Genomic DNA, 15,125 nt, shown 5'->3' on the forward strand with positions numbered 1-15,125 from the left:
CCTAGGTTCCGCAAACTACTACTGTGCCGGATCCTCGTTCGAGACGATGCGGGACTCTCGTTTCAAGAGACTCTCTTTTATCGTGATGCCATAGCGGAAACCGCCGAGGGTTCCGTCACTGCGCACAATACGATGACAAGGCACAAACAACGCGGCAGCATTCATAGCACACGCACTAGCGGCAGCTCGCGCCGCTTTTTCATTGCCACACCGAATCGCATACTCGGTATACGTAAGAGTCTCCCCAGGCTGGACCTCCCGCAAAACATCCCACGCTCGCATACGGAAAGGCCCCGAACGTTGCTTGACGGGAATCTGCTTTATCGCATCTAGGTCCCCTGCGTAATAAGCAGAGACTGCCACGCTCGCATCACGCAACACGGGATGCGCATCATCAAGCCCTACATGATCAATTCCCTGCCCTCCGGCCCCCAGCGCAAACTCCTTGTGCACTAGAGAGGCCAGCGCTGCACTATCTGCAGTCCAGCCACTAGCCAACACAAAACCATCGTGTCCTATGATGCTCAAGGGTCCGTCAGGTGTTGCGAGGGTCAATGACTGTGGCTTTTCACTGGCATGCATCGACAAACCTTCTTACTGCCCGAGGAACGGACGCTGGATGAACGTGGAGATAACTGGCATGAACATTACCGCGGACAAATCCTTCACGCGCCGCCACGCCATCCCAGGTGCGCCACCCCCATGCTGACGCCCAGCCTGAAGCGTCAGCTTTGACCAGCGCCGTATGGTGGAACTCATGTCCAGTGACGCGCTCTCCAGCCCGGTACATCACAGAGTCGCTCAGCGCCACGGCATCTCGATACCCCAGCGTGAGGCGGCGCCCCATCGCTGCTTGAGCAGAAATAACTCCGAGCATCCGGTGCCCGTCCAGAGTATCTAGAAGCCACAAAAGCCCCGCACACTCCGCATGAACTGGCATGCCTTGTTCAATGCGGCTTACGATACTGCGCTGTAGATCTTTCCTCTTTGCTAGTACTTCACAATATTCCTCCGGAAAACCTCCCGGAATGATGAGCCCATCGCAATCCGGCAGATCATCAATCAGCGGATCAAAAGCAAGAACATCCGCCCCTGCGGCCTCCAAAAGCTCTACATGCTCCGCATAGGTAAAGGAAAAAGCAGGCCCACCAGCCAACGCAATTCGCGGACTGCGTGAAGCACCAACACGATCCCCCACTGCAGCCACGGGATCCCAGGCAGCTCCCGTAAATGTGCAGCGCGCAAGAGAAATCACAGCATCAAGATCAACATGTTGTTCCACCATTGCGGCCATCTCTGCAACAACAGAACGGGCTTGAAGAAGCTCCGTAGATGTGACCAGACCCAGATGTCGCGAGGGAACCTCAGCATCATCGACCCGAGGGATCGCTCCCAAAACTGGGATTCCCACAGCTTCTACCGATTCCCGGCACACCGCAGCGTGCCGGTCAGTACCAACTTTATTCAAAATCACGCCAGCCACCCGGACGGCATCATCGGCAGTGGCAAATCCGTGAACCACAGCCCCCACAGACTGGCTCATTCCACGAACATCAACGACCAAGATGACGGGAAGTCCCAGTTCCGCAGCGATTTCTGCGGTAGATCCTTGTGCGCGAGCATCCGCGGTATTTGAGCCTTCGGTTATGCGGCCGTCGAAAAGCCCCATAACCCCTTCCACCACCGCAATGTCTGCTCCTTGCGCACCATGTGCGTAGAGAGGGCCCAAAGCAGATCGGCCGCACATGACAGAATCTAGGTTTCTGCCCACCCGACCTGCGGCCATCCCGTGGTAACCCGTGTCAATATAATCGGGTCCGACTTTAAACGGCGCGACTACCATGCGCTGAGCCAACGCAGCCATCAGTCCCGTAGCAATGGTTGTTTTACCCGATCCGGACGAGGTTGCAGCAATCACAACCCCGGGTACTGCAGTTACCATTCGATGCCTTTTTGACCTTTACGTCCTACATCCATCGGATGCTTTATTTTTGTCATCTCAGTAACAAGATCGGCCACCTCGACGAGCTTCGGATCCGCATCACGCCCAGTTATCACAATATGCTGCGTGCCAGGACGGTTCTTCAGAGTCTCTACAACGTCATCTGCATCAATCCATCCCCATTTAATGGGATATGTGAACTCATCAAGAACATAAAAATCATGCTCTTGTGCGGCTATCCGACGTTTAATCTCCTCCCAACCATCGCGAGCATCACGGGCATGGTCGTCATCAGACCCCTGCTTCTTTGTCCACGACCAGCCCTCCCCCATTTTGTGCCATTCGACGACTCCACCTACGCCAGAATCTTCATGCAGCTTCCCCAGTTGCCTAAAGACGGCTTCTTCGCCGACTTTCCACTTAGCGGACTTAACAAACTGGAAAACTCCTATATTCATCCCCTGGTTCCAAGCGCGCATAGCCATCCCGAAGGCAGCCGTCGATTTTCCTTTACCCTGCCCGGTATGAACGGCGGTAACAGGAAGCATGCGGCGCTGGCGTGTGGTTAAACCATCATCGGGTATGGACGCAGGATCTACTTTCCCTTGAGGCATAAGAAGATCTCCTTCGTTGCTTGAATCGATATCGGAAGACACATCGATTCTACTTGTCCAGACTGTCATCTCACGCGCTTTTCCCAAGTAACTCGCTCACACCGCGTCGATCACTCCAGCTACGGAATCTGCATTCACTTCCTTGAGCTGAATACATATGCCTTCAAGGTGGGCTGCCAGCTCCTGTGCCAGACCAAGGCGCACACGCCCAGGTTTCTCACAATCGATCACCACCGAACCAGCTAAACCATTGCGGGCGATAAGACGAGCTGCTGATCTCGATCCAGCCAAACCAGAAGCTCCAGTGGCACGGCCATCTGACAACACGACGAGAAGAGCGCGGCGACCAGGTTCTTTCACATGCTCACGACGAATCACATCATGGGCAAGCAAAAGCCCCTCACCCAACGGAGTCCGGCCCCCCGTCACTACGTTGTGCAAACGACGTACTGCAACATCAATTGAGCCAGTAGGAGGCAGCACCAGCTCGGGGGCTGTGCCGCGCACGGAAACCACGGCCACTTTGTCCCGGCGCTGATACGCATCCCGAAGCATCGATAGAACCGCACCGGTGACTGAAGCCAAGCGATCCCGAGCAGACATAGAGCCAGAAGCATCAACGACAAAAATAATGAGGTTTGATTCCGTCCCCCGCCTTAAGGACCCTCTCAAGTCCTCTGGACGGAAGTCGATCAGCTTTCCTTCTACTCGAGCTCCCCGATCAGCCGCTGCAAAAATGGTCCCCACAAGATTTAAGCCATGACCAGTACTCAATGGGCGAACGTCTGCCCCATGCGAGGAATACGCCTTCGAGCGCCGCCCCGGTACTCCCTGTTCACCTATGCCCTTGCGTTTAAACACCCGCGGAGCGAAAGGGAGCGCCAGTAGTAGCGCGTTCCTCCTGACCATCACTGGTGGGCTGTTCCGCCTGTTCTTCCGAGGGTTTTTCTTCTACTTCATTCTGATTTGCCTCGTCCTGAGGTCCTTCCGAGTCGCTTTCCGCGTTCCCTTCCTCATTTGGGTGCTGTTTCTGAGCATTATCCATTTCTTGATCTAGCTGATCCTGATCTAAGCCGGGTTCATCGAATGGGTCTCTGCGGCGACGATGCGGCAAAGCCAACTCTGCAGCTATGCGAATATCCTCATCTTCCACCGTCGAGGCCCCGCGCCAGGCAGCGTGGGCTAGCGCAGTCCGAGCAATAACCAAATCAGCCCTCATACCATCAACATCAAATGCCGCACAAAGGTGTGCAATCCGGCTGAGGTTAACGTCGGAAAGCTGTAGCTGCTGCACTCGTTGTTTCGCCTCATGGATCAGCTGCGCTGTTGACGCGTCCTCATGGGCCCATGATTGAACAAAAGATTGTGGAGTCGATTCAAATGCGAGCCGACGCCGCATGATCTCTGCACGAATCTCAACATCTTTGGAGGCCACGACATCGACGGCCAAGCCAAAACGATCAAGAAGCTGCGGACGCAGCTCCCCTTCTTCTGGATTCATGGTTCCCACAAGCACAAAATTGGCAGGCGAAGAATGCGAAATACCGTCCCGTTCGACTGTAACCTGCCCTGTCGCTGCGGCGTCTAAGAGCGAATCAACCAGGTGATCCGCAAGCAGATTTACCTCATCGACGTACAGCACTCCACCGTCTGCCTGGCTCAGCAAACCGGGATTATAGTGAGCCTTGCCCGTGGTCAAGATCGTTTCCATGTCAAGGGAGCCCACAACTCGATCTTCCGTGGCTCCGATGGGAAGATCAACTAATGGAGCATCCCCCAGCAAACTGGCAAAAGCTCGCACCGTGGTTGTCTTCGCTGTTCCCTTTTCCCCGCGGATGACCACGCCACCAATGCGCGGAGAAATCGCACACAGAATGAGTGCAAGCCTTAGTCGATCCTGCCCCACAACTGCCGAAAACGGATACAACGTACGTCCACCAGTGCTCATAGTGCTTCAATATCTCCTAGAAAATAACAAAACCTAGCAGTGCCTTTTCATTAAAGCACCACTAGGAATCGTTTCAAGATCAGGGTCTCTTCAACGCTGAAAAACTGACTACTTAGTCTTGATCAAGCTGCAGAGTTGTCTGGGTATAATCCCAAATCTCTTCAAATAGTCGCTTATCCGTAGCAAGCTTAATTCCATAGGAAGGAATCATTTCCTTAATCTTGTCGCCCCATTCGACCATGCGCTGACCGAAGCAACGCTCAAGCAGTTCCAACATCGCGGCTGGTGCAATAGAGGCTCCTGGCGATGCGCCAAGAATGCCAGCGATAGACCCATCAGCGGAGTTAATAAGGGAAGTACCAAAAGCCAAAGAGGAGAATCGCGGCCCCACAACGGGCTCGATAGCCTGTACACGCTGACCGGCTGTAATCAGTTCCCAGTCTTCATCGCGCGCATTAGGCATGTACTCGCGCAGAGACTCCATCCGAGCCGACTGGTCCTTAAGTACCTCAGTGATGAGGTACTTAGTCAGGCCAAATTCCTGCGCCCCAACGCCTAGATAAGACATCAGGTTTGTGGGACGGATCGACTTAACAAGATCGAAGTACGAGCCCTTCTTTAAGAATTTTGGCGTCCATCCTGCATAAGGCCCAAACAGCAGGCCTTTTTCTCCATCAATGACGCGGGTATCCAAATGCGGCACCGACATCGGAGGCGCACCGATAGATGCTTTGCCATAAACCTTCGCCGAATGCTGCTCTATGACTTCTTGGTTAGTACAGCGCAGCCACTGACCGGACACGGGGAAACCGCCCCACCCACGTATTTCCGGAATACCAGACTTTTGGAGCAGCGGGAGTGCCATTCCACCAGCGCCTACAAAGACAAAGTTCGCACGGATAACCTGAATATCACCGGTGTGAACGTTTTTGACTTTAATCTTCCACTTACCGCCATCACGAGTAATGTCTTTAACCTCGTGACCATAACGGATATTGGTGCCATTAGCCTCGGCTGCTTTGAGGAACTGACGAGTTTGCGATCCATAGTTAATGTCCGTGCCAGCGTCAGTCCAGGAAATCGCGACCTTCTCAAATTCGCTGCGTCCATCAGCCATCAGCGGCAGCATGTCATTGAACACACTACGGTCGTCCGTGTATTGCATGTTGGGGAACAGCGGATGGTTAGCTAGGGCGTCGTAACGCTTTTTCAAATAGTTAACCTGCGCTTCACCACGAGCAAAGGAAACGTGAGGTACAGGGTTAATCCACTCGCGAGGATTCGGCAGGACCCCTTGGTTAATTTGATAAGACCAGAACTGGCGAGAAACTTGGAACTTTTCATTTACGCCCAGAGCTTTATTGATTTCAATACGCCCATTAACTTCCGGCGTGTAATTCAGCTCGCACAGAGCCGAATGCCCTGTCCCTGCGTTGTTCCACGGCGAGGATGACTCTTGAGCAGGTGCATCGAGACGCTCAAAGAGGACCTGAGACCAGCTAGGTTCAAGTGTGCGGAGCATAGCGCCAAGGGTGGCACTCATGATGCCGCCGCCGATCAGGGCAACGTCTACTTCGTCCGTGACCCGTTGCGCGTTGATGGAATCTGCCATATTCAATCTTCCTTGAGTTTTACGTTTCCGTATTTCCCGGATTGTTCATGAACTAGAAAAACAGCATGACTCATAATCACGGCGCCTTGTAACACCATGAGAAACTGAGCTTTCGATGCGACACAGAATATCAGCATCCGCATCGCGCAACCATCAAAGTGTTATCCCTCATGGTTAGCCAAAGTCGAAGACAGTAACGATAAAAATCCACCGCCCAACGGCTTACGTAGCCAGCTCGAATCAGCCCGACCGAATTTCTTCAGTTCACTAGAAAACAGCTTACGCCTGATCTACTGGGGGGTAAGAAAAAGAGAGCATCCATCAATGAAATACACCTGCAAAACAGTATTTACCCACCCCCGAATACCCCTATCTTGCACACCCGTCCACGATACACAGGTTTGCTGCCATATCCACAAAATACAAATGGGCAGGTTTGCCCCCAAACAGCTTTCCTTTAGCAAAATTACAAATACCCCTCATGCAAATCTCCTACGAGCCTGTTCTTAATAACAAAACGCACCAGAGTTTCAACAAAGTGTGTCTATCCCAAGGCCTAAAGTGCAGCAAACGCAAGGAATAAAGCACTTAAGCTATATGTAAGCCCCCACATACGACCCTCCGCTTTGTAATGTTGCACTCTTTATTCCCCCACCCGAAGCAGTGTCCGATCTAGAGTCATAGACATGAAGCTTCACTGGAAGACAGACATACTCGGACGCGATTATCAATGCGCCACTTTTAGCCTCGGCAACGATCCCAGATCAGAAGGCAGTGAAGGCGAGATTTTTGGCAGCCTTGTACGCCATCTTCCCAATGAAGAAGCCATAGACCAATACAACCAACGCCCCGCTCTGCTCTTTGTACACGGCATGACAGACTATTTTTTTCATCGCCATGTCGCAGAGCATTTTTATAACCAGGGCTTTGCGGTATACGCATTAGACCTACGAAAATGCGGAAGGTCACATCGCGAAGGCCAGACATGGCATTACGCATCCCGCCTCAGTATCTACTTTCAGGAACTTGATATTGCCGCACAGACCCTACTACAAACACATCCCACAATCGTCCCCATCGCACACTCAACAGGTGGACTTATCGCATGTCACTGGCTTAATTATCTACGCATATCCGATCCCCTCACTCATGCTAAGTTCCCCGGCGCCATTTTAAATAGCCCTTGGCTAAGCATGATGGCCCCTGCGCCTGTAGTTCGCATTACCCGCCCACTTATCACCGTGGCCGCTAAAATCCGACCGCGCGCCGCACTGAAAACAAAATCATCTTCTGTCTACGGAAAAAGTTTGCATGTTCATGGCGAAGGTGAATGGGATTACAACCTTCAATGGAAACCTTTTGGAGGTCATAAAAAATTTGTCGGCTGGGTCTCGGCCATCGACAAAGCACAACGTCTTATCCACCGGGGCCGTATAGATTGTGGTGTCCCGCTGCTGTGCTTAAGCTCGGATTCCTCAGCATCAACACTGCCGCTGGCCGCCCATGCCGATGCAGTCATCAACGTAGATCACGTTAACCAGTGGGGACCACACCTTTCTGAGCAAGTCATAGTTCAGGCTATTCCAGGAGCAAAACATGATGTCTTCTTGTCAAATCCTGCCGCGCTTGCCCACGTATTCCAAACATGCGACCGATGGTTAGATCCCAAGAACGCCTAAACTGCTCACGGCAATAAGTGTGAACGCATCACCCTCAACTTGATTCATACGAGTCCGGGCAGGTCCAGGCATAATTTTCCCTTCCCTACAGCGGCACCCCGGACGCAATATATGGAATATTAAAGGTTTTTCATTACTATTTCTCATGTCTGATGGAATGTGCTGACGTTATGTTCCGTTGAACTTTAAGACTCACGCACATGACAAAGGTAAAAGAATAACCTCTTTTACCTTTTGCGTTTGCCAATTACGCTACTTCTAGTAGAGACAGCCAGTCCTTAGCGCATCACTCCATGCGCCATTTTTAAAGAAAGCGAGTACTCCTTGAGCGAGCAGGACCACAAACACTATGACTTGATCATTATCGGAACAGGATCCGGAAATTCCATTCCTGGCCCTGAGTTTCACGATAAGTCCATTGCGATAGTAGAAAAAGGCGCTTTTGGCGGAACGTGCCTCAATGTTGGCTGCATACCAACCAAAATGTTTGTGTACGCTTCTGAGATCGCTTTAGCGGTACGCGAGTCTGAACGCTACGGTATTTCGGCTGAGGTGTCCGCTGTGGATTGGCCATCTATTGTGAACCGGGTTTTCCGTGACCGCATCGATCCTATATCCGCCTCCGGCGAAGAATATCGACGCGGTCCTAAGACCCCCAACATCGACGTCTACGATCAGCATGCATCTTTCATAGCGCCCAAAACCATACGCACTGGTCAGGGCTCTGAGGAAGCCATCATCTCCGGTGATCGTATTGTCATCGCTACCGGTTCTCGCCCGTTTATCGATCAAAAAGTCATCGATTCAGGTGTGCGCTACTACACCAACGAGAACATCATGCGCTTGGAGTCTCTGCCTACATCCATGGTGGTTATGGGTGGCGGCTACATTGCTATGGAGTTTGCCCATGTCTTTGACGCTCTCGGGGTAAAAGTTACCGTGGTAAACCGGTCCGAGAAGCTCCTACGCCAGCTCGATTCCGATATTTCTGATCGCTTTACTGAGATCACCAAGGAAAAACTAGATTGCAGGCTAGGACGCACCATCGACTCCATCACGGAAACCGATGGCGTGGTTACCCTCACTCTGGATGATGGATCCACCGCACACGGTGAGGTCTTCCTGGTAGCCACTGGCCGAATCCCCAATGGCGACCTCATGGATCTGGACAAAGCTGGCGTAGAAATGGATGGTCGCCGCATCAAGGTTGATCAGTACGGACGTACAACAGCTCCCGATGTCTGGGCTTTGGGCGATGTGTCTTCCCCATACCTACTTAAGCACGTGGCCAATGCTGAAATGCGGGCAGTAAAACACAATCTCCTTCATCCAGAAGATCTCCAGCCTATGCCTCATGAGAATGTTCCTGCCGCGGTCTTTACTCATCCGCAGATCGGCACAGTTGGTTTAACAGAAGATGAAGCTCACGCTGCCGGATACAACATCACAGTCAAGGTCCAGAACTATGGCGATGTTGCCTATGGTTGGGCGATGGAAGATACCGAGCACTTTGTAAAACTCATCGCAGACAAAGACACCGGGCTACTACTAGGGGCGCACTTTATCGGACCCCAGGCTTCTACACTGGTACAACAGCTCATTACTGTTATGGCTTTTAAGCTCGACGCCCGTGACGTTGCTACCAAGCAGTACTGGATCCACCCAGCGCTTCCGGAATTAACGGAAAATGCTCTTCTAGGTCTTGATTTCTCTTAGAATTTCCGCAGAGGATTAATCTAAAAGTCGCAGGTGCTACCGCTTTGGTCACGTGCGACTTTTATTGTTTTCTCCCATATTTTGCATTCGCCCTCGGCGTGCGCTCGCCCACATTTCAGCTCAAAAGCGTAATCTATGAGACACACTCCACAGAAAGCTTGTCGACGTTTTCATCTTCCGATGCAGTCTTTCATCTTTCTGCGGCCCAATGGAAGCATGGTCTTAGTGCCATTTTCATTAAGGAATGTCATACCGAAATACCAATGGATCACGAGGGTATATGAGCTTATACGACCGAAAGGCCGCTATTCTGCACAATCAGACTCCGTCGCGCTGGTCTACTGTTCAAGTTCGTAGGCTTCGGTGTGCCGTCGTCAGCATGTCCACTGCCATTTGTATTGCTCTAGCTACGCTCGCTTCTGCAACCATGCGTGATAGCCGTATCACAGCAATCGTATTGGCCATGAGCATGGCAACGGGGGCTGCTGCTGCGCTTGTTGCCCTCGTCAATGCCCCAGGTGTTCCACGCACAATAAGGCACTCGTTTTCCAGAAAAACACAGCGCTTCCTGTCTTCTTTTCTTATCGCTGTCCCCAGCTTTGTCATTTTGACAACAGGCATGTTGATCGCTTTTTCCCGCGTTTTTCCTAGTGCCTTGTATGCGCACCTCAACATCATCTTGGTCACCATCGCAATGCCTTCCGCTGGGTTAGCAATCTTTATCGGCAGCCTATTTTTCTTCCCGCCCCGATTACGCTGGGTCTCAGCAGTCGTAGTGCTCTTGCCGCTGATCAACGCATGGCTTTCTATTTCTGGAAAATTTTCTACGTCCTCCGAACACCCAGCGTTCTTATCCTTGACGTTGGTGTTGTTTACCATGACGGCTCTTATTGCGTCGATAGTGTGGCTCTTACGCACGTCTTTACGTAATGTTTCCGTTCTCTTGTTGGTTACCGCAGCAGCCGTTTTAGGTGTAATACAGCTTCTTTTCTGCATACACATCGTCACCGGGATAGCACTCAACGCGAATATCCTCACGCTAAGTTATGCTGGTTGCTGCCTTCTTAGCATCATGTCGGCCATGCTGTTGCCTAGTCATTCTGTTCGAGTAGAAAACAAAACTGCCGCATACCTTCCCACTGTGAATGTTTCAGCATCTCGCGGAGTAGCTACGGACGAAATCGCAGACTCCCACCAAGAAATCCGAGCTGCATAACAATGTCACAATCGCTTTAACCGCATGACTAGTCCCTTATTAGACGGTGTCACAAGAAAGATCGCGGATTAAAGCATCAATGTCCCAATGCGCCTCGATGCTGTCTGCTAGCAGATCAAGTTGTCGGTTACGCTCGCCTTGAAAAGACGTTCGAGGGTCGAGGATAAAGCCCGTTCGCCCGGTCATCTCAATGACTCTTTGCAGGAATTCTCTACGCGCCGTATCCGATTCGAGATATCCGTGCCTATGCGTGCCAAAGCTTGCGCCCCTAACCGCGCCTTCCTCCCCTATCCACGGATCCTCGGTAGAGCGTACGACTCGGCCATGATGAACTTCATAGCCCCCATGATCGTGCCGTATCAAGGTCTTCTCTGGATGGAAAGCTATATCAATATCAAAGATCCCCAAGCCTGCTACTGGCTGTTGCGTTCCCGACTCCACTGGGTCATCAATGCTTGCGCACATCATTTGAAAGCCACCACAGATTCCCACAATTGGAGCCCCTCGATTGGCGCGTTCTTTCATAGCTTCTGCGATACCGGTGCTCTTTAACCACTCCAGATCGCTCACCGTTGCCTTGGAACCAGGAAGCACTACCAGGTCTGCCTCATGTACTTGGTCAGGATCTACAGTCCATGTAACAGTCACCCCAGGTTCGCATGCCAAAGCTTCTACGTCGGTGGCGTTGGATACACGGGGAAGCCGCACCGCCGCTACCCGTAAACGCTGTGTGCCAAGAGCTGGAGCAGCGGGCCCAACTGTAGCTCCTATGTGGGATTGGAGCGAATCTTCCGCGTCTATCCACAGTCCCTCGATAAAGGGTAAAACAGCAACGGTAGGAACCCCGAGTCGTTTCTCTAGATCAGCCAGCCCTGGTTCGAGGATCGTTTGATCTCCTCGGAATTTATTAACAACAAACCCTGCGATCCTCGCACGATCCTGCTCGGACACGATCTGATGAGTGCCAAAAAAATGAGCTAGGACGCCTCCACGATCTATATCTCCCACCAGATACACCGGAAGATCGCAGGCCTCGGCCAACCCAAAATTTGCGACGTCCGTATCCCTGAGGTTTGTCTCCGCAGGTGATCCTGCTCCCTCACAAATCACTACCTCATACTCGGAACGCAAAGCATGAAGGGCTTCTGCTGCTACGGTCTTGAGATGAGTGCGATGCTCAATATAACTGCGAGCACTCACGTTGCCGGTGGCTTTGCCATTCACCACAAGCTGTGAGGTCCGATCTGAGCCTGGTTTTAATAAAATAGGATTAAAAGCCGTGCTGGGGACAAGCCCACACGCAAACGCTTGCAGTGCCTGAGCCCGACCTATCTCGCCACCATCGGGTGTCACCGCCGAGTTATTAGACATGTTCTGGGCTTTAAATGGAGCAACTTTAATACCACGTCGTGCAAAAGCGCGACACAGGCCAGCCACCACTACAGATTTTCCGGCATCCGATGTGCAACCAGCGATGAGAAACGACTTCATATAAACCCCAAAAGGTAACAACCGATAAGCAAGACAGCACTCAGAATAACTGTTATGGGAAACTAGTGAACTTCCAGATCAGCATCCGGAATAGTAAGAATCTCATTACCATCTTCAGTAATAACTAAAGTGTGTTCGAACTGCGCGCTGAACTTGTAATCGGTGTTTTGCACAGTCCAATCGTCCTCCCAAATACGATAATCGAGACCTCCCAGATTAAGCATGGGTTCCACCGTTAGCGTCATGCCTGGTTCTAATACGTCCTGATAAACATCAGAATCATAGTGCAAAACTACAAGCCCATTATGGAAAGTGGTTCCGATCCCGTGTCCTGTGAAATCAGTAACCACGTTATAACCAAACCGCTTAGCATAAGACTCGATGACCCTGCCGATCACGTTGATCTCACGGCCGGGTTTTGCAGCACGAATCCCGCGAAGCGTTGCTTCTTTGGTGCGTTCGACAAGCAGTCGATGCTCTTCTGACACGTTGCCGGCAAGGAACGTTGCGTTGGTGTCTCCATGCACCCCATTTTTGTATGCGGTGACGTCAATGTTAACGATGTCGCCATCTTGAATGACTGTGGAATCCGGGATTCCATGGCAGACGATCTCATTAAGGCTCACACACACCGACTTAGGAAAATGGCGATACCCCAAGCAGGACGGGTAGGCGCCATGATCGCACATATACTCATGTGCAATGCGATCGAGTTCATCGGTAGTCACCCCTGGTGCTACAGCAGCCCCCGCCACATGCAAAGCATTAGCCGCAATCTTGGAGGCCTCACGCATGGCTTCAATTGTTTCAGGAGTCTGAACAAAAGGCTCTCCAATAGCCTCTTGAACAGTATTTTTCCACACATATTCTGGGCGATCGATGTGCGCCGGAACCTCACGCGTAGGACTCTGTTTTCCGGGAACAAGGGGTTTACGATTATAAGACATGTTTCCCATGCTATCCCTTTGAGCGCTTAAGCTTGCCGACGCCTCCCATTACCCCACAATCTTGACGCTTCCGGCTTGATCAATGAGCGTTAAGCTCATCGAGATTCCTCAGAAAATTATCGGTTATTGCGACGGAGGCTTCAGAGCCGCCACCCAAGACAACGAGGGTGGCAAAGGCTAGGTCTCCTCGATATCCCGTAAACCAGGCATGAGAGCCTCCATTGATTTCGGCCTCTCCCGTCTTTCCAAAGATCTCCCCGCCAGCGCTCATACCGGCAGCGGTTCCGCCGGGTTTGGTCACTGCCCCCATTAAAGAACGAAGTTGATCGATAGTTTCCGGCCGCAGTGCTTCAGGATGTTTATCCATTTTTGTTTCTCGCCCGGAGATCAACGTTGGAGTCGGTGTTTTTCCGGCCGCAGCAGTAGCAGACATCAATGCCATGCCAAACGGGGAGACCAAAACCTTCCCCTGCCCATACCCAGCTTCGGTGCGATCAAGCGGGGTTTCCCCTTCTGGGATCGAACCAGTAAGAGTGTTCAATCCAGGGATGTCATAATCCACGCCAATTCCAAATTGGCTTCCGATGTGTTTCAGATGCCCCTGCGCTAATTTTTCAGAGATATTAGCAAAAGTAGTGTTGCACGATCGTGCGAAGGCTTTTTGTAAGGGAACATTTCCCAACGAAAAAGCATTATAGTTAGTCACCGTTCGCCCGTAGATATTCATCGTTCCTGGGCACGGAACGATGCTTCCAGAATTTAGCCCTTGGTCTTGTATACCGGCAGAAGCCGTGACCACCTTAAACGTCGATCCCGGAGGGAATTGACCGTTGAGAGCAAGATCGCCCTCCTCATCTGCTTTGGGGGTCTGTGCAACGGCTAGAATCTCCCCGCTAGAAGGACGAATCGCAACGATCATCGTCTTCATGTCTTTTCGCAAATTCACGGCAGATTCTGCGGCCTGCTGCACTTTTTGGTCAATGCTGATTTTGACTGCGGGAGCTACCTTTGGGGCGTGATATTCAATATTTTCCAAGGCCGCACCGTCAGCCGTCACCGAGGACACAGTCCAGCCATTATCACCTTCCAGCTGGCTATCAACGATATTTGAAACTCGCTTGATGATGTCTGGGGCAAAACGCGGGTCTTTATTAACCAACGCCGCTTCTTTATTCAGCGTCACCCCATTAATACCAATAAGCTGCCCTTGCAAGGCCTCTCCCGTTTGCTGGCTCAGCAACGCAACCGAGTAGCGCCCTTTTGCTGCCTTGAGATTGTCTGCAAGCTCATTGGCTTTGATCTCAGGGATTGTTTCGTCATGACTTCGCGCTGACTGCAAGTGAGCCGCAACTGTGCGTGCAACCGTATCTTTATCTGTCACGCTGGTGGCGTCGATAAGCAGACGGTATTTAATCCCCGGTACCAAAATTTCCGCACCGTCGGAAGAAACCACGCTCGCGCGTTCCGCATTAATCGCCCGCAATTCCAGGTGCTGATTCGCACCTAGACGAGGGTGCAAAGCAGAAGGCTGCCAACGGATTTTCCATTCTCCGTTTATTCGATTAAGCGTCATGGATGTTTCATAGCTAAAAGTCCTATCGCGCGGTAAATCCCATGTCATGGTGTATTTAGCCGTCGCAATTGTGTCTTTTGTATCCACCGACGTGATCTCTGTACGTAATCTTTCCGCTTGAAGACCTTTCCACGAGGACTCCAGGACCGAACTTACTTTTTCAGCGTTATCGGTATGAGCGCCTGCAGCGCTGAAGTTGGAGTCTGTAAGATCCGCCAGAAACGCTTTGGCAGTAGGATCTGCTAATGCAGGCTTGGGCGTGCATGCCACCAATGTTCCAGAAAACAAACACACTGAGATCCCCAGCGAGACCATAGTTTTCAGAGTTGAATTAGTGGGCATGCTCATGGGCGTAAGGCTAACATTTAGTGAGCGAACTTTATCTGC

At 51.6% G+C, this 15,125-nt stretch carries 12 protein-coding genes; 3 read left to right on the top strand and 9 right to left on the bottom strand.

Annotated features, from left to right (window positions below; all coding sequences use genetic code 11):
• Nucleotides 1-18: 18 nt before the first annotated feature.
• The 6 genes from CULFRC11_RS06800 to mqo form a co-directional block, all read right to left on the bottom strand.
• A complete protein-coding gene (locus tag CULFRC11_RS06800; RefSeq protein ID WP_023635895.1) occupies nucleotides 19-582 on the bottom strand; it encodes a methylated-DNA--[protein]-cysteine S-methyltransferase in 564 nt (187 codons plus the stop codon).
• Complete coding sequence (locus tag CULFRC11_RS06805) at nucleotides 569-1,942, bottom strand: cobyrinic acid a,c-diamide synthase CobB (protein ID WP_023635896.1); 1,374 nt, start codon at nucleotides 1,940-1,942, stop codon at nucleotides 569-571. Before CULFRC11_RS06805 ends, CULFRC11_RS06800 begins: the two co-directional genes overlap by 14 nt.
• Complete coding sequence (gene cobO / locus CULFRC11_RS06810) at nucleotides 1,936-2,556, bottom strand: cob(I)yrinic acid a,c-diamide adenosyltransferase (RefSeq protein WP_013911758.1); 621 nt, start codon at nucleotides 2,554-2,556, stop codon at nucleotides 1,936-1,938. Before cobO ends, CULFRC11_RS06805 begins: the two co-directional genes overlap by 7 nt.
• A gap of 96 nt (nucleotides 2,557-2,652) precedes the next feature.
• Nucleotides 2,653-3,417: a vWA domain-containing protein gene (locus CULFRC11_RS06815; protein WP_023635897.1), complete on the bottom strand. Its 765-nt coding sequence runs from the start codon at nucleotides 3,415-3,417 to the stop codon at nucleotides 2,653-2,655.
• Nucleotides 3,410-4,504, bottom strand: a complete 1,095-nt coding sequence (locus CULFRC11_RS06820) for a magnesium chelatase ATPase subunit I (protein ID WP_023635898.1) — start codon at nucleotides 4,502-4,504, stop codon at nucleotides 3,410-3,412. Before CULFRC11_RS06820 ends, CULFRC11_RS06815 begins: the two co-directional genes overlap by 8 nt.
• 112 nt (nucleotides 4,505-4,616) lie before the next feature.
• Nucleotides 4,617-6,116 carry a malate dehydrogenase (quinone) gene (mqo, locus tag CULFRC11_RS06825; RefSeq protein ID WP_014525938.1) on the bottom strand — a complete coding sequence of 500 codons (1,500 nt, stop codon included), beginning with the start codon at nucleotides 6,114-6,116 and terminating at the stop codon, nucleotides 4,617-4,619.
• 686 nt (nucleotides 6,117-6,802) lie between these two features.
• On the opposite strand from mqo, the gene CULFRC11_RS06830 reads away from it, so the two are divergent.
• The 3 genes from CULFRC11_RS06830 to CULFRC11_RS06840 all read left to right on the top strand — a co-directional run bounded on the left by CULFRC11_RS06830 (nucleotide 6,803) and on the right by CULFRC11_RS06840 (nucleotide 10,727).
• Entirely contained in the window at nucleotides 6,803-7,795 is a 993-nt protein-coding gene (locus CULFRC11_RS06830) for an alpha/beta hydrolase (RefSeq protein ID WP_023635900.1), read from the top strand.
• Nucleotides 7,796-8,119: 324 nt separating this feature from the next.
• Entirely contained in the window at nucleotides 8,120-9,511 is a 1,392-nt protein-coding gene (gene mtr / locus CULFRC11_RS06835) for a mycothione reductase (RefSeq protein WP_023635901.1), read from the top strand.
• 280 nt (nucleotides 9,512-9,791) lie between these two features.
• Nucleotides 9,792-10,727 carry a hypothetical protein gene (locus CULFRC11_RS06840; RefSeq protein ID WP_023635902.1) on the top strand — a complete coding sequence of 312 codons (936 nt, stop codon included), beginning with the start codon at nucleotides 9,792-9,794 and terminating at the stop codon, nucleotides 10,725-10,727.
• 39 nt (nucleotides 10,728-10,766) lie between these two features.
• Here CULFRC11_RS06840 and CULFRC11_RS06845 read toward each other — a convergent pair whose 3' ends face one another.
• From CULFRC11_RS06845 to CULFRC11_RS06855, 3 genes are all read right to left on the bottom strand, one after another.
• Nucleotides 10,767-12,218, bottom strand: a complete 1,452-nt coding sequence (locus CULFRC11_RS06845) for a cobyric acid synthase (protein WP_038620627.1) — start codon at nucleotides 12,216-12,218, stop codon at nucleotides 10,767-10,769.
• 62 nt (nucleotides 12,219-12,280) lie between these two features.
• On the bottom strand, nucleotides 12,281-13,174 hold the full coding sequence (map, locus tag CULFRC11_RS06850) for a type I methionyl aminopeptidase (protein WP_023635904.1): 894 nt from the start codon (nucleotides 13,172-13,174) through the stop codon (nucleotides 12,281-12,283).
• A gap of 70 nt (nucleotides 13,175-13,244) precedes the next feature.
• Nucleotides 13,245-15,086, bottom strand: coding sequence for a penicillin-binding transpeptidase domain-containing protein (locus tag CULFRC11_RS06855; RefSeq protein ID WP_031270388.1), 1,842 nt, complete (start codon nucleotides 15,084-15,086; stop codon nucleotides 13,245-13,247).
• Between the last annotated feature and the right edge of the window lie 39 nt (nucleotides 15,087-15,125).

Origin of the sequence: Corynebacterium ulcerans, assembly GCF_000767685.1 — a bacterium.
In the GTDB taxonomy this organism is placed as follows: Bacteria; Actinomycetota; Actinomycetes; order Mycobacteriales; family Mycobacteriaceae; genus Corynebacterium; species Corynebacterium ulcerans.

What these genes read in the sequence shown, in the direction of transcription:
- CULFRC11_RS06840 (WP_023635902.1), top strand. Translation starts at nt 9,792, where the DNA reads ATGAGCTTATACGACCGAAAGGCCGCTATTCTGCACAATCAGACTCCG.
- cobO (WP_013911758.1), bottom strand. Translation starts at nt 2,556, where the DNA reads ATGCCTCAAGGGAAAGTAGATCCTGCGTCCATACCCGATGATGGTTTA.
- CULFRC11_RS06800 (WP_023635895.1), bottom strand. Translation starts at nt 582, where the DNA reads ATGCATGCCAGTGAAAAGCCACAGTCATTGACCCTCGCAACACCTGAC.
- CULFRC11_RS06855 (WP_031270388.1), bottom strand. Translation starts at nt 15,086, where the DNA reads ATGAGCATGCCCACTAATTCAACTCTGAAAACTATGGTCTCGCTGGGG.
- CULFRC11_RS06830 (WP_023635900.1), top strand. Translation starts at nt 6,803, where the DNA reads ATGAAGCTTCACTGGAAGACAGACATACTCGGACGCGATTATCAATGC.
- map (WP_023635904.1), bottom strand. Translation starts at nt 13,174, where the DNA reads ATGGGAAACATGTCTTATAATCGTAAACCCCTTGTTCCCGGAAAACAG.
- CULFRC11_RS06820 (WP_023635898.1), bottom strand. Translation starts at nt 4,504, where the DNA reads ATGAGCACTGGTGGACGTACGTTGTATCCGTTTTCGGCAGTTGTGGGG.
- CULFRC11_RS06845 (WP_038620627.1), bottom strand. Translation starts at nt 12,218, where the DNA reads ATGAAGTCGTTTCTCATCGCTGGTTGCACATCGGATGCCGGAAAATCT.
- mqo (WP_014525938.1), bottom strand. Translation starts at nt 6,116, where the DNA reads ATGGCAGATTCCATCAACGCGCAACGGGTCACGGACGAAGTAGACGTT.
- CULFRC11_RS06805 (WP_023635896.1), bottom strand. Translation starts at nt 1,942, where the DNA reads ATGGTAACTGCAGTACCCGGGGTTGTGATTGCTGCAACCTCGTCCGGA.